The organism is Pseudomonas sp. SMSB3, from assembly GCF_052041965.1.
GTDB lineage: Bacteria > Pseudomonadota > Gammaproteobacteria > Pseudomonadales > Pseudomonadaceae > Aquipseudomonas.
In genome coordinates, this window is record NZ_JBKGGV010000001.1 from 222323 (window position 1) to 249026 (window position 26704).

Annotated in this window: 30 protein-coding genes and 1 tRNA gene; 27 read left to right on the forward strand and 4 right to left on the reverse strand. The window is 62.0% G+C overall.

Features of this window, described 5'->3' with window-relative positions:
• Positions 1-7 precede the first annotated feature (7 nt).
• The gene (locus ACLEJW_RS01000) at positions 8-898 is read right to left on the reverse strand and encodes a bestrophin family protein (RefSeq protein ID WP_440776862.1); all 891 of its coding nucleotides are present in this window, start codon (positions 896-898) and stop codon (positions 8-10) included.
• A 321-nt stretch (positions 899-1219) separates the two neighbouring features.
• Here ACLEJW_RS01000 and ACLEJW_RS01005 point away from each other — a divergent pair, with 321 nt between their 5' ends.
• On the forward strand, positions 1220-2242 hold the full coding sequence (locus tag ACLEJW_RS01005) for a diguanylate cyclase (protein WP_306102574.1): 1023 nt from the start codon (positions 1220-1222) through the stop codon (positions 2240-2242).
• An 11-nt stretch (positions 2243-2253) separates the two neighbouring features.
• On the opposite strand, the gene ACLEJW_RS01010 is transcribed toward ACLEJW_RS01005, so the two are convergent.
• Positions 2254-2877, reverse strand: coding sequence for a serine protease (locus ACLEJW_RS01010; RefSeq protein ID WP_256675024.1), 624 nt, complete (start codon positions 2875-2877; stop codon positions 2254-2256).
• A gap of 429 nt (positions 2878-3306) precedes the next feature.
• Here ACLEJW_RS01010 and ACLEJW_RS01015 point away from each other — a divergent pair, with 429 nt between their 5' ends.
• On the forward strand, positions 3307-3429 hold the full coding sequence (locus tag ACLEJW_RS01015) for a winged helix-turn-helix domain-containing protein (protein ID WP_409520646.1): 123 nt from the start codon (positions 3307-3309) through the stop codon (positions 3427-3429).
• Positions 3430-3557: 128 nt separating this feature from the next.
• Entirely contained in the window at positions 3558-4340 is a 783-nt protein-coding gene (locus ACLEJW_RS01020; RefSeq protein WP_440776863.1) for a Fic family protein, read from the forward strand.
• 55 nt (positions 4341-4395) lie between these two features.
• Here ACLEJW_RS01020 and ACLEJW_RS01025 read toward each other — a convergent pair.
• Positions 4396-4480 (reverse strand) — tRNA-Leu (locus ACLEJW_RS01025).
• 107 nt (positions 4481-4587) lie between these two features.
• On the opposite strand from ACLEJW_RS01025, the gene queA reads away from it, so the two are divergent.
• From queA to ACLEJW_RS01055, 6 genes are all read left to right on the forward strand, one after another.
• Positions 4588-5637: a tRNA preQ1(34) S-adenosylmethionine ribosyltransferase-isomerase QueA gene (gene queA / locus ACLEJW_RS01030; RefSeq protein WP_440776864.1), complete on the forward strand. Its 1050-nt coding sequence runs from the start codon at positions 4588-4590 to the stop codon at positions 5635-5637.
• Between the two features lie 14 nt (positions 5638-5651).
• Entirely contained in the window at positions 5652-6767 is a 1116-nt protein-coding gene (gene tgt / locus ACLEJW_RS01035) for a tRNA guanosine(34) transglycosylase Tgt (RefSeq protein WP_178108308.1), read from the forward strand.
• A 42-nt stretch (positions 6768-6809) separates the two neighbouring features.
• The gene (gene yajC, locus ACLEJW_RS01040) at positions 6810-7145 is read left to right on the forward strand and encodes a preprotein translocase subunit YajC (protein WP_056795769.1); all 336 of its coding nucleotides are present in this window, start codon (positions 6810-6812) and stop codon (positions 7143-7145) included.
• 65 nt (positions 7146-7210) lie between these two features.
• The gene (secD, locus tag ACLEJW_RS01045) at positions 7211-9073 is read left to right on the forward strand and encodes a protein translocase subunit SecD (RefSeq protein WP_145185041.1); all 1863 of its coding nucleotides are present in this window, start codon (positions 7211-7213) and stop codon (positions 9071-9073) included.
• Between the two features lie 10 nt (positions 9074-9083).
• Positions 9084-9992: a protein translocase subunit SecF gene (secF, locus tag ACLEJW_RS01050; protein ID WP_145185044.1), complete on the forward strand. Its 909-nt coding sequence runs from the start codon at positions 9084-9086 to the stop codon at positions 9990-9992.
• 118 nt (positions 9993-10110) lie between these two features.
• Positions 10111-10653: a glycine zipper 2TM domain-containing protein gene (locus tag ACLEJW_RS01055; protein ID WP_440776865.1), complete on the forward strand. Its 543-nt coding sequence runs from the start codon at positions 10111-10113 to the stop codon at positions 10651-10653.
• Positions 10654-10728: 75 nt separating this feature from the next.
• Here ACLEJW_RS01055 and suhB read toward each other — a convergent pair whose 3' ends face one another.
• Entirely contained in the window at positions 10729-11547 is an 819-nt protein-coding gene (gene suhB / locus ACLEJW_RS01060) for a type III secretion system regulator SuhB (RefSeq protein ID WP_145185050.1), read from the reverse strand.
• A gap of 151 nt (positions 11548-11698) precedes the next feature.
• On the opposite strand from suhB, the gene trmJ reads away from it, so the two are divergent.
• From trmJ to bamB, 18 genes are all read left to right on the forward strand, one after another.
• On the forward strand, positions 11699-12460 hold the full coding sequence (gene trmJ / locus ACLEJW_RS01065) for a tRNA (cytosine(32)/uridine(32)-2'-O)-methyltransferase TrmJ (protein WP_440776866.1): 762 nt from the start codon (positions 11699-11701) through the stop codon (positions 12458-12460).
• Positions 12461-12463: 3 nt separating this feature from the next.
• On the forward strand, positions 12464-13249 hold the full coding sequence (gene cysE, locus ACLEJW_RS01070; protein ID WP_440776867.1) for a serine O-acetyltransferase: 786 nt from the start codon (positions 12464-12466) through the stop codon (positions 13247-13249).
• 178 nt (positions 13250-13427) lie between these two features.
• The gene (gene iscR, locus ACLEJW_RS01075; RefSeq protein WP_145185059.1) at positions 13428-13919 is read left to right on the forward strand and encodes a Fe-S cluster assembly transcriptional regulator IscR; all 492 of its coding nucleotides are present in this window, start codon (positions 13428-13430) and stop codon (positions 13917-13919) included.
• A gap of 45 nt (positions 13920-13964) precedes the next feature.
• On the forward strand, positions 13965-15179 hold the full coding sequence (locus ACLEJW_RS01080; RefSeq protein WP_145185062.1) for an IscS subfamily cysteine desulfurase: 1215 nt from the start codon (positions 13965-13967) through the stop codon (positions 15177-15179).
• A gap of 46 nt (positions 15180-15225) precedes the next feature.
• Positions 15226-15612 (forward strand): Fe-S cluster assembly scaffold IscU, encoded by a 387-nt coding sequence (gene iscU, locus ACLEJW_RS01085; RefSeq protein WP_010452756.1) that lies wholly within the window; start codon positions 15226-15228, stop codon positions 15610-15612.
• Positions 15613-15647: 35 nt separating this feature from the next.
• Entirely contained in the window at positions 15648-15971 is a 324-nt protein-coding gene (iscA, locus tag ACLEJW_RS01090) for an iron-sulfur cluster assembly protein IscA (protein WP_145185065.1), read from the forward strand.
• Between the two features lie 8 nt (positions 15972-15979).
• The gene (gene hscB / locus ACLEJW_RS01095; RefSeq protein WP_440776868.1) at positions 15980-16501 is read left to right on the forward strand and encodes a co-chaperone HscB; all 522 of its coding nucleotides are present in this window, start codon (positions 15980-15982) and stop codon (positions 16499-16501) included.
• A gap of 42 nt (positions 16502-16543) precedes the next feature.
• Positions 16544-18406 carry a Fe-S protein assembly chaperone HscA gene (hscA, locus tag ACLEJW_RS01100; protein ID WP_145185070.1) on the forward strand — a complete coding sequence of 621 codons (1863 nt, stop codon included), beginning with the start codon at positions 16544-16546 and terminating at the stop codon, positions 18404-18406.
• 3 nt (positions 18407-18409) lie between these two features.
• Entirely contained in the window at positions 18410-18751 is a 342-nt protein-coding gene (gene fdx / locus ACLEJW_RS01105; RefSeq protein WP_027913689.1) for an ISC system 2Fe-2S type ferredoxin, read from the forward strand.
• Between the two features lie 10 nt (positions 18752-18761).
• Entirely contained in the window at positions 18762-18962 is a 201-nt protein-coding gene (iscX, locus tag ACLEJW_RS01110; protein ID WP_440776869.1) for a Fe-S cluster assembly protein IscX, read from the forward strand.
• A gap of 89 nt (positions 18963-19051) precedes the next feature.
• Positions 19052-19477, forward strand: a complete 426-nt coding sequence (gene ndk / locus ACLEJW_RS01115) for a nucleoside-diphosphate kinase (protein ID WP_128322646.1) — start codon at positions 19052-19054, stop codon at positions 19475-19477.
• A gap of 28 nt (positions 19478-19505) precedes the next feature.
• A complete protein-coding gene (rlmN, locus tag ACLEJW_RS01120) occupies positions 19506-20651 on the forward strand; it encodes a 23S rRNA (adenine(2503)-C(2))-methyltransferase RlmN (protein ID WP_145185076.1) in 1146 nt (381 codons plus the stop codon).
• 13 nt (positions 20652-20664) lie between these two features.
• Positions 20665-21426: a type IV pilus biogenesis/stability protein PilW gene (gene pilW, locus ACLEJW_RS01125; RefSeq protein ID WP_145185079.1), complete on the forward strand. Its 762-nt coding sequence runs from the start codon at positions 20665-20667 to the stop codon at positions 21424-21426.
• On the forward strand, positions 21423-22430 hold the full coding sequence (locus ACLEJW_RS01130; RefSeq protein WP_440776870.1) for a RodZ domain-containing protein: 1008 nt from the start codon (positions 21423-21425) through the stop codon (positions 22428-22430). Before pilW ends, ACLEJW_RS01130 begins: the two co-directional genes overlap by 4 nt.
• 3 nt (positions 22431-22433) lie before the next feature.
• Positions 22434-23543, forward strand: a complete 1110-nt coding sequence (gene ispG / locus ACLEJW_RS01135) for a flavodoxin-dependent (E)-4-hydroxy-3-methylbut-2-enyl-diphosphate synthase (protein WP_440776871.1) — start codon at positions 22434-22436, stop codon at positions 23541-23543.
• 24 nt (positions 23544-23567) lie between these two features.
• Positions 23568-24857, forward strand: coding sequence for a histidine--tRNA ligase (gene hisS, locus ACLEJW_RS01140; RefSeq protein WP_313456139.1), 1290 nt, complete (start codon positions 23568-23570; stop codon positions 24855-24857).
• 39 nt (positions 24858-24896) lie between these two features.
• A complete protein-coding gene (locus ACLEJW_RS01145; protein ID WP_313456137.1) occupies positions 24897-25535 on the forward strand; it encodes a tetratricopeptide repeat protein in 639 nt (212 codons plus the stop codon).
• The gene (gene bamB / locus ACLEJW_RS01150) at positions 25536-26678 is read left to right on the forward strand and encodes an outer membrane protein assembly factor BamB (RefSeq protein ID WP_440776872.1); all 1143 of its coding nucleotides are present in this window, start codon (positions 25536-25538) and stop codon (positions 26676-26678) included.
• The last annotated feature ends 26 nt before the right edge of the window (positions 26679-26704 follow it).

The following is a 26704-nucleotide window of genomic DNA, read 5'->3' on the forward strand; positions in this document are numbered from 1 at the left end:
GCCGCCATTACTGCACCACCTCGCCACACTGGGCCTCGCGCTGCATCGACTCGAGGTTGCGCTCGATGGTTTCGCAGATCGCGTCCATCTTGATCTGGTGCTCACTGGTGCGAAACGGGCTTTGCAGGTCGGTGCCGATCCGCTCGATCGCCAGCAGCATGAAGCCCACCACGGTGGATGCCAGCGGCGTGAACCAGCCCAGCGATTCGACCAGTCCCACCGGCACGATCAGGCAGAACAGCGTGATGAACAGGCGCGGGAAATACACATACGGGTAGGGCAGGGGCGTATTGGCGATGCGCTCCATACCGCCTTGGGCATTGGACAAGTCGACCAGGGTCGATTCCAGGCGCGCCAGGCGAATGCTGTCGAGCCGGTCGGCCTGGTATTCGCGGGCCAGCAGCGCTGCCGAACCGCTGAGAATGTCGTTGGCGAAGTTGTTCGAGCGGTTGCGCCGTTCGAACTCACCAGGCGGGATGAAAGCCATCAGCTCATCGGGGCACGCCTCGCCCTTGAGGTGCGCCGCCAGGCAGTTCACATAGGCAATATGCCGGCGCAGCAGCGTTGCCTTGACCGGGTTGAGTTGATCGGCCGGATCATCGATCAAGGTCAGCGTCTGCCGGGCAAAGCTGCGCGAGCTGTTGACCAGCGCGCCCCACAACGTGCGCGCTTCCCACCAGCGGTTGTAGGCGCTGCTGTTGCGAAAGCTGACCAAGACCACCAGCGCGGAACCGAGCAAGGTCAGCGGGATCAGCGGCAGGCTGAATTGGCTGTCGAGAAACAGCATGAAGTCGATGGTGACCAGCACGTCCCAGAGCAACAGCCACAGCAGCGACCAGCCGATGTAGCCGAACGTCTTGACGACCAGGCGATATTTGCGGGCGATGACGTCTTTCACGCGAGGGGCCTCGAAGAATCGCGGGGATGATGGATCGGACGTCGAGGGCGGGGGAAGGTTCGCGCAGTGATGTTGCAAGAGGTTGGGCAGGGCAATCGGATGAACCCGAGGAGCTCCTCGCAGGTGGCAGGATTGCACGCTCGGCTCGCATTTCGTCCGCCAGGTTTGGTGCCCGCGATCGAGTGATGGCACAATGCCTTCTCCGCCGAACCGTCAGGCGCTATCCGTCTGACTGCCTGTCCGGCGCCTCCAGGACAGCAATTTCTCGGTGATCCGGCGATGAACGAGCGCAGGGGCAGAGGCCTCTCTTTTGCCAAACGCATGTACCTGCCCCGTGCTATCGGTACGGGGCTGGGGTTTTTCTGCGTATCGATTGGCATCTACCCGCTGCAACCCAGTGGCTGGATATGGGCCTTGCTGATCGGCCATGGCTTCGTCTGGCCGCACCTGGCGTACCTGATCGCGCGCGGTTCGGCACAGCCGTTTCGTGCCGAACAGCGCAACCTGTTGTTCGACGGGTTTTCCGGCGGTTGCTGGGCCGGGGTAATGGGGCTCAACCCATTGCCCAGCGTGATCATCCTGTCGATGATCGCCATGGACAAGATCGCTGCAGGCGGTTGGCGCATGCTGGTCAAGACCTTGATCATGCAAGCGACAGGCATTGCCTTGGGCTTGTGGCTCTATGCACCGCCGTTGTTCCCACAAACGACCCAGGCGCAGGTGCTGGCCTGCCTGCCCATTCTGCTGATCTATCCGATGGCTGTGGGCATGGTCTGTTACCAGGTCACCGTGCAGTTGACCAGGCACAAGCGCGCCCTGGCCCGTTTGAGCGAGACCGACAGCCTGACCGGCTTGAGCAATCACGGTGCCTGGAAAGGCATGCTGCTGCGTGAATTCGCCCGCTGTCAGGCAAATGCCGCCAGCAGCTATCTGGCCTTGATCGATATCGACCATTTCAAGCAGATCAACGACCGCCACGGCCACCTGGTGGGCGACAACATTCTGCGCGTGATCAGTGCCAGCCTGTCGCTGCATGTACGCAAGCGCGATGTCGCCGCGCGCTATGGGGGCGATGAGTTCTGCGTGATGCTGCCTGACACCAACGCCGAGCAGGCCTTGGAGATTCTCGAGCGGCTACGCCAGGCCATCGAGGCTTTCCGCGACGCGGCACTGCCGCAGCTGGCGTTGACCGTGAGCATCGGCGTCGCACCCTATCGCAGCGATCTGACCGATGCCGAAGCCTGGTTGCATGCCGCCGATATGGCGCTGTACCAGGCCAAGAGCGCGGGGCGCAATTGCCTGGTCGTAGCGGCAGCGGCCCGTCAGGCCGAACCTTCGGCCTGACGGGCGCGTCGTCATGGTTTGCTGGCCACCGCTACATAGCCCTTGACCGCAACCGGTGCGCCATTGCCCTTGCCTTTGTTGGCCAGGTATTGGAAGCGGCGCCATTCCTTGTCGATTTCGCTGTATGACATGAACACGCTGACCCGCGCCTTGTCGGCCAGGTCCGGGCGACTGCGCGCGTCGATTCCGTCCTTGGCGATGAAGGCGACATTCATCCCGACCACCTTGCCATCGTCGGCGAACACCGGGCCGCCCGACATGCCCTTGACCAGCGGGCCGTCGTGCACTGAGTAGAACACACTGCCTGGCGTGCCGTTCAGGCGTACCAGCGAGTCCAGGGTATGGCCTTTGCCCTGCACCGGCACCATGAAACTGTTGAAGCCGACCGCCGTCACCGACTCGCCCGGTACGAACTGGCGCCATTGCGGCACCTTGCTGGCCTTGTGCTTGAAGAACACCACATCGCCCAAGCCCTTGTGCACCACGTTCGGCAAGAACGGGGTGTGCTTGGCAGTCACGGCGTAGTCTTCATTCCATTGGATGGCACTGGCCATCATCAGCATCGGCAGGGGAGCGCCTGAGGTCACCACGAAAGCTTGGTCGTAGACGGGGTCTGAAACATAAGCGGTCGGCATTCCATTGCACCCACTCAGCAGCGTCATTGCTGCCACACAGGGCGCCAGTTTGTTCATGGGTCACGCATGGGTTATTGAACGGGATCGCAAATATGGCCAAGTGACATCATTGTGGCAATACTTTTGGCATATAACCGACGAGTGACAGCTTAATGCCATCATTTTACGTAGGGCTAATTGAATTAAGCGATGCGGGGGTTAGGGGTCAGTCGTTGGGATGGCGTCAAAGTCGGCACACAACGGTTGCTGATTGGAGATGGATGGACTCAGCTCATTGTTGAGCTGCATTGAGCTGCATTGAGCTGCATTGAGCTGCATTGAGCTGCATTGAGCTGCATTGAGCTGCATTGAGCTGCATTGAGCTGCATTGAGCTGCATTGAGCTGCATTGAGCTGCATTGAGCTCAGTGAGCTGTGAGTAGAGGGTGTCATGACGTTGCCAGATAAAATCTTGAGTGCATTGCGAGTAGCCCAAAGACTGAGCTCTCGCGAATTGAGCCAACAGACAGGCGCAAGCTGGTCGACGGTAAAGCGGCACCTGAACCTTTACTGACGGCCGGTTATGTCGTACGCGAGAAAGACGGGCGTACAACCCGCTACCGCCTGAGCAACGCATCAGCTATCCCCATTACAAATGAAGTAGCCGCAGTTGCCGCGATACCCTGGACGCGCGAAAGCCTCATGCTCCGTGAGTTGTTGCTTCGCCCACTGGCGATGCGAGACGCGGTGACGTATCAGCGAGACCTGGTCGACAGCTATAGGCCCAACCAGTCGTCGTGGCTAGGCGCAGACTTGGCAGTTGCTCTGGAAGCAGAGGGGCGCATGCGTGGGCAGCAGCCCGCAGGGACATACGCCCGTAAGGTGCTGGAGCCATTTCTGATCGATTTATCGTGGTCGTCTTCGCGCTTGGAAGGTAACCGCTACACGCTGCTGGATACCAAAAATCCGATCGAAGCGGCTTTTTTCCTGTGGGTCAACTTGGCGTATCTGCAGCCGTTCGAGGTCGGCAACAAGCGCACCAGCCGACTGGCAGCCAATATCCCGCTGATGCTTTACAACTGCTCGCCGTTGTCATTCCTGGATGTTGGGCGTGAGGATTATGCCTTGGCGATGATGGGGGTGTACGAGCAGCGTGACATGGCCATGGCAGCTGACGTGTTCACCTGGGTCTATCGTCGATCGATTGCCAAATATGGCGTCATGCTTGAAGCGATGGGCGTACCTGACCCCGTCCGGTTGCAATACCGCGAGCTGTTGAATGAAGCCATCAATGCGGTGGTGCGTGAGGGTGTTACGGTCGAGCAGGCAATGGAGGAGATGGCGCTTGCTGTTGCCACGCCCGCGGAATTCGCGCCGCTGCTGCGCAGCGAACTGGAGGTTCTGGGTTTGCATAACTGCGCTCGCTACCGACTGCCGCTCAAGCAGGTACAGGCTTGGATCGACGCGGGCCGCCCGGTGGGTTGAGGCGCAGATGGCGGCCAAAAAAAAACCGACCATAAGGTCGGTTTTTTCTGGATTTTGGTGCCCCGAGGGAGACTCGAACTCCCACTCCTTTCGAAAACGGATTTTGAATCCGCCGCGTCTACCAATTCCGCCATCAGGGCTGTGGCGCGCAGTATAGAGAGGTCGCTGAGAGCGGTCAATCGGCTTTCATGGTGAATTTTCACACTTTGGGCTAAACTTCCCGGCCCTGTCGAACCCGAACATCATCATGCGCGTCGCCGATTTTTCCTTCGAACTCCCCGATTCCCTGATCGCCCGCCACCCTCTGGCCGAGCGCCATGGCAGCCGACTGCTGGTCCTCGATGGTCCGAGCGGGGCGCTGGCGCACAAGAAATTCCCTGATCTGCTCGAGTACCTGCAGCCCGGCGACCTGATGGTGTTCAACAACACCCGGGTGATTCCGGCGCGGTTGTTTGGCCAGAAGGCTTCGGGCGGCAAGCTCGAAGTGCTGGTCGAGCGCGTGCTCGATAATCATCGCGTGCTTGCCCACGTGCGCGCCAGCAAGGCGCCCAAAGAGGGTGCGGTGATCCTTGTCGATGGCGGCGGCGAGGCCGAGATGGTCGCCCGTCACGACACGCTGTTCGAGTTGCGCTTCACCGAAGAGGTGCTGCCGCTGCTCGAACGTGTCGGCCACATGCCATTGCCACCCTACATCGATCGCCCGGACGAGGGCGCCGACCGTGAGCGCTATCAGACCGTCTACGCCGAACGCGCCGGCGCCGTCGCGGCGCCCACGGCCGGTTTGCACTTCGACCAGGCGTTGCTCGAGCAGATCGCTGCCAAGGGCGTCGAGCGGGCCTTCGTCACCTTGCACGTGGGCGCCGGCACCTTCCAGCCGGTGCGGGTCGACAACATCGAAGACCACCACATGCATAAAGAGTGGCTCGAGGTCAGCCAGGAGGTGGTCGATGCCATCGCCGCTTGCCGGGCCAGGGGCGGACGGGTGATTGCCGTGGGCACCACCAGCGTACGTTCGCTGGAAAGCGCAGCGCGCGACGGCGTGCTCAAGCCCTTCAGTGGTGACACCGACATCTTCATCTACCCAGGTCGGCCGTTCCATGTGGTCGATGCCCTGGTCACCAACTTCCACCTGCCGGAGTCCACGCTGCTGATGCTGGTCTCGGCCTTCGCCGGTTACCCCGAGACCATGGCTGCCTATGCGGCGGCGGTCGATAACGGTTACCGCTTCTTCAGTTACGGTGATGCCATGTTCATCACCCGCAATCCGGCGCCACGCGGCCCTGAGGATCAAGCATGAGTCGCACCTGTCGAATGTCGTTCGAACTGCTGGCCACCGACGGCAAGGCCCGTCGCGGTCGGCTGACTTTCCCCCGTGGCACGGTCGAAACCCCGGCGTTCATGCCGGTGGGTACCTACGGCACGGTCAAAGGCATGCTGCCGCGTGACATCGAGGCCATTGGCGCCGAGATCATTCTGGGCAACACCTTCCACCTGTGGCTGCGTCCAGGCACCGAGGTGATCAAGAAGCACAACGGCCTGCACGACTTCATGCAGTGGAAAGGCCCGATCCTGACCGACTCCGGTGGCTTTCAGGTGTTCAGCCTCGGTGCGATGCGCAAGATCAAGGAAGAAGGCGTGACCTTCGCCTCGCCGGTCGACGGCTCCAAGGTGTTCATGGGCCCGGAAGAGTCCATGCAGGTGCAGCGCGACCTGGGCTCGGACATCGTGATGATCTTCGATGAGTGCACGCCGTATCCGGCCGAGCATGATGTTGCGCGCACTTCCATGGAACTGTCGCTGCGCTGGGCCCAGCGTTCGAAGAATGCCCACGGCGACAATACCGCGGCGCTGTTCGGCATCGTCCAGGGCGGCATGTACCAGGACCTGCGCATGCGCTCGCTGGAAGCCCTCGAGAATATCGGTTTCGACGGCCTGGCCATCGGTGGCCTGTCGGTCGGTGAGCCGAAGCACGAAATGATCAAGGTGCTCGACTACCTGCCTGACCAGATGCCGGCTGACAAACCTCGTTACCTTATGGGGGTAGGCAAACCGGAGGATCTGGTTGAGGGTGTGCGCCGCGGCGTCGACATGTTCGACTGCGTGATGCCCACGCGCAACGCGCGCAACGGCCATCTGTTCGTCGATACCGGGGTGATCAAGATCCGCAATGCGTTTCATCGCCACGATGATTCGCCGCTCGATCCAACCTGTGACTGCTACACCTGCAGCAACTTCTCCCGCGCTTATCTGCACCATCTGGACAAGTGCGGTGAAATGCTCAGCAGCATGCTCAACACCATCCACAACTTGCGCCATTACCAGCGCTTGATGGCCGGTTTACGCGAGGCTATTCAACAGGGTAAATTGGCCGCCTTCGTCGACGCCTTCTACGCCAAGCGCGGGCTTGCTGTGCCGCCTTTGGACTGACTGTTCGCATCCATTATTAGAAAATTACATTAGGAGTGCCCAATGAGCTTCTTGATTCCCGCCGCATACGCGGACGCTGCAGCCCCCGCCGCTGGCCCAGCCGGTACCGGCTTCGAGTGGATTTTCCTGGTCGGTTTCCTGGTCATCTTCTACCTGATGATCTGGCGCCCGCAGGCCAAGCGTGCCAAAGAGCAGAAGAACCTGCTGGGCAACTTGCAAAAAGGTGACGAAGTTGTCACCAACGGCGGCATCGCCGGCAAGATCGTCAAGGTTTCCGATGACTTCGTGGTGCTGGAAGTTTCCGACACCGTCGAGCTGAAGTTCCAGAAGGGTGCCATCGCGGCGACCCTGCCAAAAGGTACGCTCAAGGCTATCTGAGTTACCGGTTTCATTTTTTCCAGTCGGGGCGCGCAAAGCGCCCCGCGTCTTGAACGGGCGGCGTGATGCTGAACAAATACCCTCTGTGGAAATACGCACTGATCGTGCTGGTACTGGCGGTCGGTTTCATTTATTCCGCTCCCAACCTCTACCCGGATGATCCGGCGGTGCAGATCAGCGGTGCCAGTTCGGCGCTGCAGGTCAACCAGGCCGACCTCGACCGTGTCAGCAAAGCGCTGGTCGACGCTGGCATCACCGTCAAGGGCGCAAGCCTGGGTGAGAAGGGCAGTGGCTTGATCCGCCTGAACAACCAGGAAGATCAACTGCCAGCCAAGGATGTGGTGCGCAAGGCGCTGGGCGATGACTATGTCGTGGCGCTGAACCTGGCTCAGACCACTCCGCAGTGGCTGCGCAACCTGGGCGCCAGCCCGATGAAGCTCGGCCTGGACCTGTCCGGTGGTGTGCACTTCCTGCTGGAAGTGGACATGGACAAGGCCATGAGCGCCCGCATGAAAGTCTACGAGGGCGAGGTCAAGACCTTGCTGCGCAAAGAGCGCATCCGCTACCGCAGCCTGCCGCAGCAGGATGGCGCGGTGATGCTGGGCTTCTCCGACGATGCCACCCGCGAACAGGCGCGTGCCCTGATCCGCAAGAATTTCAATGATTTCGACCTGACCACCAGCGAGCGTAACGAGCTTGCCGTGCTGCGTCTGGCGCTGACCCAGGCGAAAGTCGCCGAGATCCGCGAATACTCGATCAAGCAGAACCTCACCACCGTGCGCAACCGCGTCAACGAGCTGGGCGTGGCCGAGCCGCTGGTACAGCGTCAGGGCGCCAACCGCATCGTGGTCGAGTTGCCAGGCGTGCAGGACACTGCCGAAGCCAAGCGTATTCTCGGCAAGACCGCCAACCTGGAGTTCCGCTTTGGCGCTGAGCCCGGTGCGTCCAAGGCCACTACCGAGGTGTTCGAGTTCCGCGAGGGCAATCGCTCCGCTGCCGTGGAGCGCGGTCTGATCATCACCGGTGACCAGGTCACCGATGCCCAGGCCAGCTTCGACGAACACGGTCGCCCGCAGGTGAACATTCGTCTCGATGGCCACGGTGGCGAGCTGATGAGCCGTGCCACCCGCAGCAACGTCGGGCGCAGCATGGCGGTGATCTTCATCGAGCAGAAGCCCGTCACCCGCTACGTCAAGCAGACTGTCAATGGCGTCGAAAAAGACGTCGCCGTGCAGAGCTTCCAGGAAGAGAAGAAGATCATCAGCCTGGCGACCATTCAGTCGCCACTGGGCAGCCAGTTCCGCATCACCGGCCTCAATGGTCAGGGTGAATCCTCTGAACTGGCCCTGCTGCTGCGTGCCGGTGGTCTGGCGGCGCCGATGTACTTTGCCGAAGAACGTACCATTGGCCCAAGCTTGGGTGCCGACAACATCACCAAAGGTGTCGACGCGTCGCTGTGGGGCATGTTGTTCGTATCGCTGTTCATCATCGCCATCTACCGCGGCTTTGGTGTGATCGCCACGATCGCCCTGGCCGGGAACATGGTGCTGCTGCTGGCGCTGATGTCGCTGCTCGGTGCAACCCTGACCCTGCCAGGCATCGCCGGTATCGTCCTGACCATGGGTATGGCGGTCGATGCCAACGTGCTGATCTTCTCGCGGATCCGCGAAGAGCTCAAATCCGGTATGTCGGTCCAGCGCGCCATCCATGAAGGTTTCAACCGCGCCTACACCGCGATCATCGACGCCAACCTGACCAGCCTGCTGGTCGGCGGCATCCTGTTCGCCATGGGCACCGGCCCGGTCAAGGGCTTTGCGGTCACCATGTCCCTCGGGATTTTCACCTCGATGTTCACCGCCGTCATGGTGACCCGCGCAATGGTCAACCTGACCTGCGGCGGGCGTGACATCAAGAAGCTGTGGGTTTGAGGGAGCTGCGATGAAAACCATCAACTTCATGGGCGTGCGCAATGTCGCGTTCGCCATTACCGTACTCCTCACCGTGCTGGCGCTGTTCAGCTGGTGGCAGAAAGGCCTGAACTTCGGCCTGGACTTCACCGGCGGTACGCTGATCGAGCTGACCTACGAACGCCCGGCCGACCTCAAGGCGGTGCGCGCCGAGTTGGTCGACTCCGGTTTCCACGAGGCCGTGGTGCAGAGCTTTGGTGCGACCACCGACCTCCTGGTGCGCATGCCCGGCGACGACCCGCAACTGGGTAACAAGGTCGCCGCCGCGTTGCAGAAGGCTGGGGGCGATAACCCGGCCACCGTCAAGCGTGTCGAGTTCGTCGGCCCACAGGTTGGGGAAGAGCTGCGTGACCAAGGTGGCCTCGGCATGCTGCTGGCGCTGGGCGGCATCCTCATCTACCTGGCCTTCCGCTTCCAGTGGAAGTTCGCCGTGGGTGCGATTATCTCGCTGATCCATGACGTGGTCGTGACCCTGGGTATCCTTTCGTTCTTCCAGATCACGTTCGACCTGACGGTGCTGGCGGCGGTGCTGGCCATCATCGGCTACTCGTTGAACGACACCATCGTCGTGTTCGACCGGGTGCGAGAAAACTTCCGCGTCATGCGCAAGGCGTCGCTGATCGAGAACATCAACGTTTCCACCACCCAAACCCTGCTGCGGACCATCGCCACGTCGGTTTCGACCCTGCTGGCGATCGCTGCGCTGCTGTTCTTCGGCGGTGACAACCTGTTCGGCTTCTCGTTGGCCTTGTTCATCGGCGTCATGGCCGGTACCTACTCGTCGATCTACATCGCCAACGTGGTGCTGATCTGGCTGAACTTGAACAGCGAAGACCTGATTCCGCCTGCGAAAAGCGAAGGTGTGGATGACCGTCCCTAACGGCTAGGCCACGCCGTTCGGCGACCCCAAGGCGCGAGTGTTGAACTCGCGCCTTTTTTTTTGCTCCAAGGCAGGGTGAAGGCGGGTGAGCCCCGCGGGGTAAGATCAGGAGGTTCATGTGAACAAATCAATGCTGGTAGGTGCTGTGCTGGGTGCTGTCGGTGTGACTGCCGGAGGTGCTGTCGCAACCTACAGCTTGGTGAACAAAGGGCCCGATTATGCCCAGGTCACCGATGTTCAACCGATCAAGCAGAAGGTCAAGACGCCCCGCGAGGTGTGCAAGGATGTTGCGGTGACGCGTCAGGCGCCGGTCAAGGACCAGCACCAGATCGCAGGTACCGTGGTAGGTGCCTTGGCAGGCGGCTTGCTGGGTAACCAGATCGGTGGTGGTACAGGCAAGAAGATCGCGACCGTGGCCGGTGCGGTGGGTGGTGGCTATGCCGGCAACAAGGTGCAGGAAGGCATGCAGCAGCGTGATACCTACACCACGACGCAGACGCGCTGCAACACCGTCAATGACATCAGCGAAAAGGTGGTGGGCTACAGCGTCAAGTACACCATCGGCGATCAGGTGGGTCAGGTGAAGATGGATCGCGAGCCAGGCTCGACCATCCCGCTGGACAAGAATGGCAAGCTCGTCCTGAGCGACGCTGGCCAATGATCTGACACAGTCGTTGCAGGCCACCAAGCAAAAAAAAGCACCCGAGGGTGCTTTTTTTTCGCCATGGCTCTGCGCCTAGCGCTTCATGCTCTCTGGCAGGTGCGGCTGGATAGCGGTCAGCACGGCCTTGAAGCACTTGATGTTGCCAGCGACGATATGACCCTTGTCGAGGAAGTCATGGCCGCCGTTGAAGTCGCTGACCAGGCCACCGGCTTCTTGAATCAGCAGCACGCCTGCTGCCATGTCCCACTCGGACAGACCCGACTCCCAGAAGGCGTCGAAACGACCGGCAGCGACGTAGGCCAGGTCCAGGCTGGCGGAGCCGGCGCGGCGGATGCCGGCGGTCTGGCCGGTCAAGGCGCGGAACATCCCCAGGTAGTTGTCCATGTCGGCCATCTGGCTGTCGCGGAACGGGAAACCGGTACCCAGCAGGGCGCCATCCAGGCTCGTGCGCGAGCTGACGCGCAGGCGGCGGCCATTGAGCTGGGCACCACGGCCACGGCTGGCGGTGAATTCTTCCTGGCGCACTGGGTCGACGATCACGGCGTGCTCGAGGCGACCGCGGTACTTGCAGGCGATGCTGACCGCGAAGTGCGGAATGCCACGCAGGAAGTTGGTGGTGCCGTCCAGCGGGTCGATGACCCACAGGTAGTCCTTGCCTTCTTCACCGGTGCCAGCGTGCAAGCCGGTTTCTTCACCTTGGATGGAGTGGTTCGGGTAGGCCTTGCGCAGGGCGTTGACGATGGTTTGCTCGGCGGCGCGATCAACCTCGGAAACGTAGTCCTTGGCCTCTTTCTCGTCGACCTTGATGCTATCCAGGCGTTCGATGGAGCGGAAAATCAGTTCACTGGCGCTGCGAGCGGCGCGCAGGGCGATATTCAGCATAGGCTGCATGGGCGGGTCACCTGGAGATGTTAAAGAAGAAAGCCGAACATTCTAACAGAAAAGTTTGGCGGCAGAAGTGTCACATTTGCTTTCGTGGCGTTACGCTGGTCGGTTCTGTAAGATCGAACCTCCCCGCAACTGCATCTGTGAGCACAACACCTTGCTGCAAAATATTCGTGTTGTTCTGGTCAATACCAGCCACCCCGGCAACATCGGCGGCGCTGCACGTGCCATGAAAAACATGGGCTTGTCGCGTCTGGTGCTGGTGCAGCCAAAAGCGTTCCCGGCGGCCGAGGCGACCGCGCGTGCCTCCGGCGCCGATGACATTCTGGACAACGTCCAGGTGGTCGACAGCCTTGAGCAGGCGCTGGTCGGCTGTAGCCTGGTCATGGGCACCAGCGCCCGCGAGCGCAGCATTCCGTGGCCGTTGATCGACCCACGTGAGTGCGGCGCGAAAGCCGTGGCGCACGCTGGCGGCGGTGAGCACATCGCCCTGGTGTTCGGGCGCGAGCACGCCGGCCTGACCAACGAAGAACTGCAGCGATGTCATTTCCACGTGCACATTCCCTCGAACCCCGACTTCAGCTCGCTGAACCTGGCTGCAGCGGTCCAGGTGCTCTCTTACGAGGTGCGCATGGCCTGGCTGGCAGCCGACGGTGCGGCGGCGAAAGTCGAGAAGTCCGACGCCAACGGCGACGAGTTGGCGACCATGGACGAGATGGAGCTGTTCTATGACCACCTGGAAAAAACCCTGGTGGACATCGGCTTCCTCGACCCCGAAAAGCCCAAGCACCTGATGGCGCGCCTGCGCCGTTTGTATGGGCGCAGCGCGGTCAATCGCCCGGAAATGAGCATTTTGCGCGGCATTCTCACCGAGACCCAGAAAGTGGTCCGTGGCGAGCCGCATAAACGGAAGGACTGACAGATGTTCGAACGTCTGCGTGAAGATATTCAAAGTGTGTTCCATCGCGACCCGGCAGCGCGCAACGCCTTCGAGGTGCTGACCTGCTACCCCGGTATGCACGCGATCTGGCTGCATCGGCTGGGCAACGCGCTGTGGCGGCGCGACTGCAAGTGGCTGGCACGCCTGGTGTCGAACTTCGGGCGCTGGATGACCGGCATCGAGATTCATCCGGGCGCAACCATTGGCCGGCGCTTCTTCATCGACCACGGCATGGGCATCGTCATCGGCGAAACGGCCGAGATCGGCAACGATGTCACGCTGTACCAAGGCGTTACCCTGGGTGGCACCAGCTGGAATAAAGGCAAGCGCCACCCGACCCTGGAAAACGGCGTGGTGGTAGGGGCGGGTGCCAAGGTGCTGGGGCCCTTTACCGTGGGTGCAGGGGCCAAGATCGGCTCCAATGCGGTGGTGACCAAGGCCGTACCCGCCGGCGCCACCGCGGTCGGTATTCCGGGGCGCATCATCGTCAAGAGCGAAGACACCGAAGTCGAGGCCAAGCGCAAGGCCATGGCCGAGAAAATCGGCTTCGACGCCTATGGTGTCAGCGGCGACATGCCAGACCCGGTTGCCCGCGCCATCGGGCAGATGCTCGATCACCTGCAGGCGGTCGACGAGCGCCTGGAAGGCATGTGTGGCGCGCTGACCCGCATGGGCAGCGACTTCTGCGCCAAGGAGTTGCCCAAGCTGCCCGAGGATGAATTCACCGAACAGGCCCAGGCGGCCAAGCGCGACACTCAACCGCATTGATCGCGCCGCGTCGAGGCGGGCTGGGCAAAGGGGCGTGTGCTGGCGCCCCTTTGCTGCTACAATCGCGCCCGCCCCGCCGATGCATACCCGACCAAAGCAGTAGGTCTAATAGTTGACTTAAATGCTCGGGAATCGCATACTCGCACTCATCCCGTAACTCCCGTGGTACCCATTAGCCATGCGATTGACTACCAAAGGCCGATACGCTGTGACTGCCATGCTCGACCTGGCACTGCACGCGCAGCAGGGGCCGGTGTCTTTGGCCGACATTTCCGAGCGCCAGGGCATATCCCTCTCTTATCTGGAACAGCTGTTCGCCAAGCTGCGCCGCAGCAGCCTGGTATCCAGCGTGCGCGGTCCGGGCGGCGGCTATCAGCTGTCGCGCGACATGGCGAGCATCCAGGTGGTGCAGGTGATCGACGCGGTCAACGAGTCGGTCGATGCCACGCGCTGCCAGGGCCTCGGGGATTGCCATGCCGGTGACACCTGCCTGACCCATCACCTGTGGTGCGACCTCAGCCAGCAGATCCATGAGTTTCTCAGTGGCATCAGCCTGGCCGACCTCGTCACCCGCCGTGAGGTGCAGGAAGTCGCCCAGCGCCAGGACCTGCGACGTGTCGCAGGCCGTTCCGCCCAGCTGGACAAGATTGAGACGTCCGCCGTCGACTGACCCTTGGCAGTCACGAGCGACGCCACCGCCTGATAGGAGATACCCATGAAGTTGCCGATCTACCTCGATTACTCCGCTACCACGCCGGTCGACCCCCGTGTCGCCCAGAAGATGGCCGACTGCCTGCTGGTCGACGGCAACTTCGGTAACCCGGCCTCGCGCTCCCACGTGTTTGGCTGGAAAGCCGAAGAAGCGGTCGAGAATGGCCGTCGCCAGGTCGCTGAGCTGATCAACGCGGACCCACGCGAAATCGTCTGGACCAGTGGTGCCACTGAGTCCGATAACCTTGCAATCAAGGGTGTGGCGCACTTCTATCAGACCAAGGGCAAGCACATCATCACCTCCAAGATCGAGCACAAGGCGGTCCTGGACACCACGCGCCAGCTCGAGCGCGAAGGTTTCGAAGTCACCTACCTGGAACCGGGCGAAGACGGCATCGTCACCCCGGCCATGGTCGAAGCCGTGCTGCGCGATGACACCATTCTGGTGTCGCTGATGCACGTGAACAACGAAGTGGGCTCGATCAATGACATCGCTGCCATCGGCGAACTGACCCGCTCGCGCGGTGTGCTGTTCCACGTCGACGCTGCGCAGTCGGCAGGCAAGGTCGACATCGACCTGCAGAAGCTCAAGGTCGACCTGATGTCGTTTTCCGCGCACAAGGCCTACGGCCCCAAAGGTATCGGCGCGCTGTACGTCAGCCGCAAGCCGCGCGTACGTCTGGAGGCCATCATCCACGGCGGCGGCCATGAGCGCGGCATGCGTTCGGGCACACTGCCGACCCACCAGATCGTCGGCATGGGCGAGGCCTTCGCCATCGCCAAGCAGGAAATGGCCGCGGAAAACCAGCGCATCAAGGCCCTGAGCGATCGCTTCTTCGCCCAGGTTTCGGACCTTGAAGAGCTGTACGTCAACGGCAGCAAGACTGCCCGCGTACCGCACAACCTGAACCTGAGCTTCAATTATGTCGAAGGCGAGTCGCTGCTGATGTCGCTCAAGGACATCGCGGTATCCTCGGGTTCGGCCTGCACCTCGGCATCCCTCGAGCCTTCGTACGTGCTGCGTGCGCTGGGTCGCAACGACGAGCTGGCGCACAGCTCGATCCGCTTCTCGTTCGGTCGCTTCACCACCGAAGAAGAAGTCGACTACGCCGCGCAGAAAGTCTGCGAGGCCGTCAACAAACTGCGTGAGCTGTCGCCGCTGTGGGACATGTACAAAGACGGCGTTGACATCTCCAAGATCGAGTGGGCCGCCCACTAAGCAGTCGCCAGCAAGAGCGGCTCCCTGATGAGGAAGGAATTGCACCATGGCATACAGTGAAAAGGTCATCGACCACTACGAAAACCCACGCAACGTCGGCAAGATGAACGCCGAGGACCCTGATGTCGGTACCGGCATGGTCGGTGCACCAGCGTGTGGTGACGTGATGCGTCTGCAGATCAAGGTCAACGAGCAGGGCATCATCGAAGATGCCAAGTTCAAGACCTATGGCTGCGGTTCGGCCATCGCTTCCAGCTCCCTCGCCACCGAGTGGATGAAGGGCAAGACCCTGGACGAAGCCGAAACCATCAAGAACACCCAACTGGCGGAAGAGCTGGCGTTGCCGCCGGTGAAGATCCACTGCTCGGTACTCGCCGAAGATGCCATCAAGGCAGCCGTTCGCGACTACAAGCAGAAAAAAGGCTTGGTCTAAGCCGTCCGTTGCAAGCTAAGAGTCAAGGAGTTCCGATGGCTATCAGCATGACAGAAGCCGCCGCCAACCACATTCGCCGCTCCCTCGACGGGCGCGGCAAGGGTGAAGGCATTCGCCTGGGCGTGCGCACCACCGGCTGCTCGGGCCTGGCCTACGTGCTGGAGTTCGTCGACGAGCTGGCTGCCGAAGACGAAGTCTTCGAGAACCACGGCGTCAAGGTGATCATCGATCCCAAGAGCCTGGTCTACCTCGATGGCACCGAGCTGGATTTCGTCAAGGAAGGGTTGAACGAAGGCTTCAAGTTCAACAACCCCAACGTGCGCGGTGAGTGTGGCTGCGGCGAAAGCTTCAACGTCTGAGGCTGAACGTGGGTACTCCTTGTCATTACGCGTTGTTCGACCTCAAGCCATGCTTCCGCCTGGACTTGGACAAGCTGGCCGCTCGTTACCGCGAGTTGGCCCGCGAAGTCCATCCCGACCGTTTCGCTGACGCCTCCGAGCGTGAGCAGCGGGTCGCGCTGGAAAAATCCGCTGCCCTCAATGACGCCTATCAGACGCTGCGCAGTGCGCCGCGTCGCGCTCGCTATCTGCTGGCCATCAGTGGTCACGACGTGCCGCAGGAAGTGACGGTCCACGACCCCGACTTCCTGTTGCAGCAGATGCAGTGGCGCGAAGAGCTCGAAGACTTGCAGGACGAAGCCGACCTGGATGGCGTGGCGCTGTTCAAGCAGCGCTTGAAGGTTGCGCAGGCCAAGTTGGACGACGATTTCGCCGCCTGCTGGGATGTGCCTGGCGAGCGCGACCAGGCCGAGCGCCTGATGCGCCGCATGCAGTTCCTCGACAAGCTCGCCCAAGAAGTGCGCCAACTGGAAGAGCGCCTCGACGATTAACCCGGTGTCGCCCGTGATGACGCCTAAGGTATTCAGATAAGCATGGCCCTACTGCAGATCGCCGAACCCGGTCAGACTCCCCAACCCCACCAGCGCCGCCTGGCAGTTGGGATCGACCTGGGTACTACCAATTCTCTGGTCGCTGCCGTGCGCAGCGGTCGCAGCGAACCCCTGCCCGACGCGCAGGGTAACGTCATCGTGCCTTCGGCAGTGCGTTACCTGGCTGGCCATCATGAGGTAGGCCTGGCCGCACGTGAAGCGGCGTCCAGCGACCCGTTGAACACCGTGCTGTCGGTCAAGCGCCTGATGGGGCGCGGTCTGGCTGACGTCAAGCAACTCGGCGAGCAGCTGCCGTACCGCTTCATCGGCGGTGAATCGCACATGCCGTTCATCGACACCGTGCAAGGCCCGAAGAGCCCGGTCGAGGTCTCGGCCGATATCCTCAAGGTGCTGCGCGAACGTGCCGAAGCAACCCTCGGCGGTGATTTGGTGGGCGCGGTGATCACCGTGCCGGCTTATTTCGACGATGCCCAGCGCCAGGCCACCAAGGATGCTGCGCGCCTGGCTGGCCTCAATGTGCTGCGCCTGCTCAACGAGCCGACTGCAGCGGCCGTGGCCTACGGCCTGGACCAGAACGCCGAAGGCGTGGTCGCCATCTATGACTTGGGCGGCGGCACCTTCGACATTTCCATCCTGCGCTTGAGCGCCGGGGTCTTCGAGGTACTGGCCACAGGCGGCGATACAGCGCTGGGTGGTGATGATTTCGACCATGCCATCGCTGGCTGGATCATCGAGCAGGCGGGCCTGTCCGCCGATCTCGACCCCGCCACCCAGCGCCAGTTGCTGCAAGCGGCCTGCGCTGCCAAAGAGGCGCTGACCGATGCCGACACCGTCACCGTCGGTCATGCCGCCTGGCAGGGCGAGCTGAGCCGCGCCGCGTTCGACGCCATGATCGAGCCGCTGGTGGCACGTAGCCTAAAGGCCTGCCGCCGGGCCGTGCGCGACAGTGGCGTCGAGCTCGAAGAAGTCGGCGCCGTGGTGATGGTCGGCGGATCTACCCGTGTGCCGCGTATTCGTGAAGCCGTTGGCGCACTGTTCGGGCGTACCCCGCTGACCTCCATCGACCCTGATCAGGTGGTCGCCATCGGCGCGGCGATCCAGGCCGACACCCTGGCCGGCAACCGCCGCGAAGGTGGCGAGCTGCTGCTGCTCGATGTCATCCCGTTGTCCCTTGGCCTCGAGACCATGGGTGGGCTGATGGAGAAGGTGATTCCGCGCAACACCACCATTCCGGTGGCGCGCGCGCAGGAATTCACCACCTACAAGGATGGCCAGTCGGCCATGATGATTCACGTGCTGCAGGGTGAGCGCGAGCTGATCAGCGATTGCCGCTCCCTGGCACGTTTCGAGTTGCGCGGGATTCCGGCAATGGTTGCCGGCGCCGCGAAGATCCGCGTGACCTTCCAGGTCGATGCCGATGGCCTGCTCAGCGTCGCTGCGCGCGAGCTGGGTTCGGGCGTCGAAGCCAGCATTCAGGTCAAGCCGTCCTACGGGCTTACCGACGGTGAAATCGCGCGCATGCTCAAGGATTCCTTCGAGCACGCAGGCTCCGACAAGCACGCCCGCCAGTTGCGCGAGCACCAGGTCGATGCCGAACGGCTGCTCGAAGCGGTGCAAGGTGCCCTGGAGGCCGATGGCGAGCGTCTGCTCAGCGCTGACGAACGCGACGCCATTGCCTTCCAGATGCAAGAACTACGTGATTTGCTGGCCGGCACCGATGGCGCTGCCATCGAGCAACAGACCAAGCGTCTGTCGCAGGTGACCGACGCATTTGCCGCCCGTCGCCTTGATTCGACGGTCAAAGCCGCACTGGCCGGGCGCAACCTGAATGAGATCGAGGAGTAACCGATGCCGCTGGTGACATTCCTGCCGCATGAAAAGTTTTGCCCTGAGGGGCTGACCGTGGAAGTGCCTGCCGGGACCAATATCCTGGAGCTTGCCCACGATCATCACATCGAGATGGAAAGCGCCTGCGGCGGGGTCAAGGCTTGCACCACCTGCCACTGCATCGTGCGCAAGGGCTTCGACTCGCTCGAAGAAGCCGATGAGCTCGAAGAGGACATGCTGGACAAGGCCTGGGGGCTGGAAGCGCAGTCCCGACTGGGTTGCCAGGTGGTCGTGGCCGACCAGGACCTGACCATCGAGATCCCCAAGTACTCGCTCAACCACGCTGCCGAAGCACCGCACTGAGGTTCGTTAGATGAGCTTGAAATGGATTGATGTACTTGAGATCGCCATTCAGCTTGCAGAAAGCAAGCCGGAAGTCGATCCTAAATACGTGAATTTCGTCGATCTGCACCGTTGGGTGCTGGCCCTGCCAGAATTCAGCGACGACCCTGCGCGGGGCGGTGAGAAAGTCCTCGAGGCCATCCAGGCGGCCTGGATCGACGAAGCCGACTAAGCGTGACGCTGCAGGTTAGGCAATCCCCTGGAACCCGCGTATAATTCGCGGGTTTAATTTTTCGTAACACTCATATTCTGGAGTTTTCCATGGCTGTTCAACGTACCTTCTCGATCATCAAGCCAGACGCCGTCGCCAAAAACGTCATCGGCAAGATCACCACTCGCTTTGAAGATGCCGGCCTGAAAATCGTTGCCTCGAAAATCAAGCAGCTGTCCAAGGCCGAAGCCGAAGGCTTCTACGCCGAGCACAGCGCTCGCGGCTTCTTCGGTGACCTGGTTGCCTTCATGACCTCCGGCCCAGTGGTCGTTCAGGTTCTGGAAGGCGAGAACGCCATCGCGCTGAACCGCGAGCTGATGGGTGCCACCAACCCTAAAGAAGCCGCGCCAGGCACCATCCGCGCCGACTTCGCCGAATCCATCGACGCCAACGCCGTTCACGGTTCGGACTCCGAAGCTGCTGCTGCTCGCGAAATCGCTTACTTCTTCGCTGCTACCGAGGTAACCACTCGCTAAGCGAAAGCTTACGGGTGAGGGTGAATCCATGACGACATCTACTGGCAAGATCAACCTGTTGGGGCTGACCCAGCCGGAAATGGAAAAGTTCTTCGACTCAATAGGGGAGAAGCGCTTCCGTGCCGGTCAGGTGATGAAATGGATTCACCATTTTGGCGTGTCCGATTTTGCGGCCATGACCAACGTTGGCAAGGCCTTGCGCGAAAAGCTCGAGGCCGTTGCCGAGATTCGCCCCCCGGAAGTGGTCAGTGAAGACATTTCCGCCGACGGCACCCGCAAGTGGGTGATCCGCGTTGCCTCCGGCAGCTGCGTCGAGACCGTCTACATTCCTACCGACGACCGCGGCACTCTCTGCGTTTCGTCGCAAGCCGGCTGCGCCCTGGACTGCAGTTTCTGCTCCACGGGCAAGCAAGGCTTCAACAGCAACCTCACCGCCGCCGAAGTGATCGGGCAGGTGTGGCTTGCGAACAAATCCTTCGGGACCGTCCCGGCCAAGATCGACCGCGCGATTACCAACGTGGTGATGATGGGCATGGGCGAGCCCCTGCTGAATTTCGACAACGTCATCGCCGCCATGCACATCATGATGGACGACCTGGGCTACGGTATTTCCAAGCGCCGCGTCACCTTGTCGACCTCGGGTGTGGTGCCGATGATCGATGAGCTGGCCAAGCACATCGACGTCTCCCTGGCCCTGTCGTTGCACGCGCCGAACGACGAGCTGCGCAACCAGCTGGTGCCGATCAACAAGAAGTACCCGCTGAAGATGCTGCTCGAGTCGTGCATGGGCTACATGTCGACCTTGGGCGGCAAGCGTGTGCTGACCATCGAGTACACCTTGCTCAAAGATGTCAACGATCAGCCCGAGCACGCTGCGCAGATGATCGAGCTGCTGCGCGATGTACCGTGCAAGATCAACCTGATCCCGTTCAACCCGTTCCCGCATTCGGGTTACGAGCGGCCCAGCAACAATGCGATCCGCCGCTTCCAGGACCTGCTGCACCATGGTGGCTTCAATGTCACCACGCGCACCACCCGTGGCGACGACATCGACGCCGCCTGTGGTCAGTTGGTCGGCCAGGTCAACGACCGCACCCGCCGCAGCGAGCGTTACATCGCCGTGCGTCAGTTATCCGCTGACGCCGAGCTGCAAGACAGCGCCGTGCGCCACTGAGTCCGGTCCTGACATGAGCCTGCGCGCCGCGCTGTCGATCCTTGCGCTTTCGCTGCTGGCAGGCTGCATGTCGGGCGGTGCGGGCGAGCCTTCGACCAAGCGTGCTGGGCCGAGTGCGGCGGGGCGAGCCTACGTTCAACTCGGGCTTGGCTATTTGCAACAGGGTATGACCGAGCGTGCCAAGGTACCACTGGGCAAGGCCCTGGCCCTGGACCCTGCTGACGCCGACGCCCTCGCGGGCCTTGCCCTGGTATTCCAGGCCGAAGGCGAGCCGGCATTGGCACAAACGCACTTCGCCAGAGCCCTGGCAGTGCGCCCCGGCGATACGCGAATTCGTAACAACTTCGGCAGTTTCCTATATGCTCAACAGCGTTTTGCCGAAGCCGAACAGATGTTTCGCCTGGCCAGTGCCGATACCCTGTATCCTGAGCGGTCACGGGTCTTCGAGAATCTTGGGCTCACAGCCCTGCGGCTCGATGATCGGGCCCAGGCGCATGCGTACTTGAGCAAGGCTCTGCAGCTCAATCGACACCAGCCAAGGGCATTGCTGGAAATGGCTGAGTTGTCTTACGAAAACAGGCATTATGTGCCAGCTCGGGATTACTACGATCGTTTCAGCCAATTGAGCGACCCGAGTGCCCGTAGCCTGCTGCTGGGCAGCCGCCTTGCCCGGACATTCGACGAGCAGGGCACCCTGGCCGAGCTGGGCCAGCAATTACAACGACTTTATCCCGGTACGCCGGAATATCAGCAATACCTGTCGGAGCAACGATGAAAGCCGCGCATCCCGAAGTAGCAGCAGCGACTGGCCAGCACCCCGGTGAGTTGTTGCGCCAGGCCCGCGAGAACCGCGAGTGGTCGCAAGCCGAAGTGGCTCGCAAGCTGAACCTCACCGTCACTTCGCTGAACCATCTGGAAACTGGTGCCTTCGACAAGTTGCCGGGCCATACCTTCGCGCGCGGCTATATCCGGGCCTATGCCAAGTTGCTCGGCATGGACCAGGCGCCTTTGGTCGAAGCCTTCGACCAGTACACCGGCACTCACGCCAAGGGCAGTGACGTGCATTCTCTGGGCCGCATCGAGGAACCGGTGCGGCTGTCGCATAACATCATGCGCGGTGTCACCCTGCTCCTGCTGATCGCAGTGGTCGGCGGCAGCTTCATCTGGTGGCAGGACCAGGGCAGCACCAAGGGCAGGGACCTGGCCAAGATGGCGTTGGAGCATGTCGAGGTCGAAAGCGCCGACGGCACGACTCAAATCCACCCGCTCGATGAGCCTGAAGACCAGGCCGTGACGGCCGGCCAGCAAGCCGAGAGCGCGGCATTGCCGTTGCCACAGGCTAGCGCCGAGGTAGCCGATCAGAACAGCAGCCAATCCGCGCCCGCTGCCAGCGAGTCGGCGCCGGTAGCGGCCGAGCAAGCCCCGGTGCAAGCCCCGGCTGCAGCCCCTGCGCCTGCTTCGGCAGTTGCCCCAGCACCGGCAGCTTCCAGTGCGCCGGCTGCCGCCAGCGCACCGGAGGCGGCTGCCGCGCCGGCAGGCAGCGCCAAGGTTGCGATTCAGTTCACCGCCGATTGCTGGACCCAGGTGTCCGATGGCAACGGCAAGGTGCTGTTCAGTGCCATCAAGCGCAAAGGTGACAACCTCGAACTGACCGGCAAGCCGCCCTTTGCGCTGCGCCTGGGCTTCGCCCGTGGCGCCCAGGTCAGCTACAACGGCCAGCCCGTCGATGTTGCCCCGTTCACCAGTGGCGAAACTGCTCGCCTGAAGTTGGGACAGTAATTCATGCACGGCGAATCTCCGATCAAACGGCGCGAATCCCGCAAAATCTGGGTCGGCAATGTGCCGGTGGGTGGCGATGCCCCCATCGCGGTGCAGAGCATGACCAACACCGACACCAACGATGTGCTGGCCACCGTGGCGCAGATTCAGCGCCTGGTCGATGCCGGTGTCGACATCGTCCGCGTCTCGGTACCCGACATGGACGCGGCCGAAGCTTTCGGCAAGATCAAGCAGCTGGTCAGTGTTCCGCTGGTTGCCGACATTCACTTCGACTACAAGATCGCCCTGCGCGTGGCTGAGCTGGGTGTCGACTGCCTGCGCATCAACCCGGGCAACATCGGCCGCGAAGACCGTGTCCGCGCGGTGGTCGACGCCGCCCTTGATCGCGGCATCCCGATCCGCATTGGCGTCAATGCAGGCTCGCTGGAAAAGGACCTGCAGAAGAAGTACGGCGAGCCGACTCCGGCAGCGCTGGTCGAATCGGCCCTGCGCCATGTCGAACACCTTGACCGCCTGGATTTCCAGGATTTCAAGGTCAGCGTCAAGGCGTCCGATGTGTTCATGGCTGTCGAGGCCTATCGGTTGCTGGCCAAGCAGATTATCCAACCGCTGCACCTGGGCATCACCGAAGCTGGCGGTTTACGTTCCGGCACGGTGAAATCCGCAGTCGGCCTCGGTATGCTGCTGGCCGAAGGCATTGGCGATACCATCCGTATCTCGCTGGCGGCCGACCCGGTCGAAGAAGTGAAGGTCGGCTACGACATCCTCAAGTCGCTGCACCTGCGTTCGCGTGGCATCAACTTCATCGCCTGCCCGAGCTGCTCGCGGCAGAACTTCGATGTGGTCAAGACCATGAACGAACTCGAGGGGCGCCTGGAAGACCTGCTGGTACCGCTGGACGTGGCCGTGATCGGTTGCGTGGTCAATGGCCCTGGTGAGGCCAAGGAGTCGCACGTGGGGCTGACCGGTGGCACGCCTAACCTGGTCTACATCGACGGCAAGCCTGCGCAGAAGCTGACCAATGACAACCTGGTCGATGAGCTGGAGAAGCTCATCCGCCAGAAAGCGGCCGAAAAGGTCGAAGCCGACGCGGCGCTGATCGCCCGCGGCTGACACACAGATTCGAAAGGACTTTTCGTGAGCAAATCGCTGCAAGCCATCCGTGGCATGAACGACATTCTGCCAGAGCAGTCGCCGCTCTGGCGCTACTTCGAAGGTACTGTCGCGGGCCTGCTGGACACCTACGGGTACAGCCAGATCCGTACCCCGATCGTGGAATTCACCGAGCTGTTCAAGCGCTCGATCGGTGAAGTGACCGATATCGTCGAGAAGGAGATGTACACCTTCGAGGACCGTAACGGCGATTCGCTCACGCTTCGCCCCGAAGGCACCGCCGCCTGCGTGCGTGCCGTGCTCGAGCACGGCATCACCGGCAATGGCCAGGTGCAGAAGCTCTGGTACATCGGCCAGATGTTCCGCCATGAGCGCCCGCAGAAGGGCCGCTACCGCCAGTTCCACCAGATCGGCGTGGAAGTGTTCAACCTCGACGGCCCGGACATCGACGCCGAACTGATCACCCTGACCTGGCGCCTGTGGGGCCTGCTGGGTATCCAGGACGCGGTCAAGCTCGAACTCAACAGCCTGGGCACCAGCGAGGCCCGTGCTCGGTACCGTGACGCGCTGGTGGCGTTTCTCTCGGCGCGTCTGGAGCAGCTCGACGAAGACAGCCAGCGCCGCCTCAAGAGCAACCCCCTGCGTATCCTCGATAGCAAGGACCAGGGCACCCAGGCGGTGCTGGTGGGCGCGCCCAAGCTCGAAGACTACCTGGACGAAGATTCGCGCGTGCACTTCGAAGGCCTCAAGGCGCGCCTGGAGGCCGCGGGCATTCCGTTCGTCATCAACACCAAGCTGGTGCGTGGCCTGGATTACTACAGCAAGACCGTCTTCGAGTGGGTCACCGACAAACTGGGCGCTCAGGGCACCGTCTGCGCCGGCGGCCGTTATGACGGCCTGGTCGAGCAGATGGGCGGCAAGCCGACCCCGGGGGTTGGCTTCGCCATGGGCATCGAGCGCTTGATCCTGCTGCTTGAAACCCTTGGCAAAGTGCCCGAGGCGATCAATCGCACCATCGACGTCTACCTGTGCGCCTTCGGCGAGCAGGCCGAGCTGGCGGGCTTGCGCCTGGCCGAGGGATTGCGTGATCGTCTGCCGGGCTTGCGCCTGGCGGTGAATGCCGGCGGCGGCAGCTTCAAGAGCCAATTCAAGAAGGCTGACAAGAGCGGCGCGCTGTTCGCGCTGATCCTCGGTGACGACGAACTTGCCGTGCACACCATCGGCGTCAAGCCCCTGCGTGGTCAGGGCGAACAACAGAACATTGCCTGGGATGCTCTGGCTGAGCACCTGGAAACCGCGATCGCTCAGGCGTAACGCGGTTCAACAAGCGAATAGGCGAAAAGGAGTATTGGGGTGTCGAGTACCGATGATGATTTGGCAGGGGTCAAGGACTGGTGGAACCGCAACGGCAAGCCGCTGCTGACCGGTGCCCTGCTGGCGGGTGTCGTGGTGTTGGGCTGGAATACCTGGCACAAGTACCAGAACAACCAGTCCCAAGGCGCCTCGCAGCTGTATCAGGCCCTGCTGGAAACCAGCCTGACGCCCACTGGCCAGCCTGACGCGACCAAGGTCGCGGAGCTGGCCGGCAAGCTCAAGAGCGAGTTTGGCGGTACCGCGTATGCCCAGTACGGCAGCCTGTTCGTGGCCAAGGTCGCGGTTGAAAGCGGCAAGCTCGACGATGCCGCTGCCGAGCTGAAAAGCGTACTGGACAAGCCCGCCGATGTGACCCTGGGCGAAATCTCCCGTCAGCGCCTGGCCCGTGTGCTGGCTGCTCAGAACAAGGCCGAAGACGCGCTCAAGCTGCTCGACGGCGACACCGAAAAAGCGTTCCTGGCCAGCCGAGAAGAGCTCAAAGGGGATCTGCTGGTGCAATTGGGCCGCGGCGACGATGCCCATGGTGCCTACCAAAAAGCCAAGGCTGCGCTGTCTGATGACGCCGCGGTCGGTGGCCTGCAACTGAAGCTGGATGACCTGGCCAAAGGGGATGCATAAGTGATCGGTTGGAAACACGCAGCAGTGCTGACCCTGGCCGTGCTGGCCGCAGGTTGCAGCAGCAACAGCAAGAAGGAACTGCCTCCGGCCGAGCTGACCAAGTTCACCGAAGAAGTGGTCTTGAAAAAACAGTGGAGCCGCTCGATCGGTGACGGTCAGGGCGAAACCTACAACACCCTGGTGCCGGCCATCGAGAACGACCGCATCTACGCCTCCGATGTCAACGGCGAAGTCTTCGCCCTCGACCGCATCACCGGCGACGTGGTGTGGAAGCAGGACCTCGAGTTGCCGGTGTCCGGCGCCGTCGGCGTCGGTTATGGCCTGGTGATGCTGGGCACCCTCAAAGGTGAGGTGATCGCCCTCGATTCCAGTACCGGTGAAGAGCGCTGGCGCTCGCGCGTGACCAGCGAAGTACTGGCCCCGCCTGCCAACAACGGTGATGTGGTTGTGGTGCAGACCCAGGACGATCGCCTGATCGGCCTGGATGCCGCCACCGGTGATCGCCGCTGGATCTACGAGAACACGCCGGCGGTGCTCACCCTGCGGGGTACCGGCGCGCCGATCGCCACCAACCGCCTGGCCGTCGCCGGCCTGTCGACCGGCAAGGTCGTGGCGGTGGATATCAGCAATGGCATCCCGGTATGGGAAAGCCGAGTGGCCATCCCACAAGGCCGTTCTGAACTCGACCGTGTGGTGGACATCGACGGCGGCTTGCTGCTGTCCGGTGGCACCTTGTACGTCAGCACCTACCAGGGTCGGGTTGCCGGCCTGGACCTGGAAAGCGGCCGCGTGCTGTGGCAGCGCGATGCCTCCAGCTATGTGGGCGTTGCCCAGGGCTTTGGCAACGTTTATGTCAGCGAAGCCGGTGGAACCGTCGAAGCGGTCGACGAGCGCTCCTCCAGCGCGTTGTGGACCAACGATTCGATGGCCCGCCGTCAGCTGACCGCGCCCGAGATCTACTCGAGCTACGTGGCAGTGGGCGACTTCGAGGGCTACCTGCACCTGCTGAGCCAGGTCGATGGCCGCTTCGTCGGCCGTGAACGTATCGACAGCGATGGCCTGCGCGCCCGTCCACTTGTGGTCGGCGACACCATTTATGTCTTTGGCAACAGCGGTAAGCTCGAGGCACTGAGCATCCGCTGAAGCTATACTTGAAGCCTCGAGGGGCT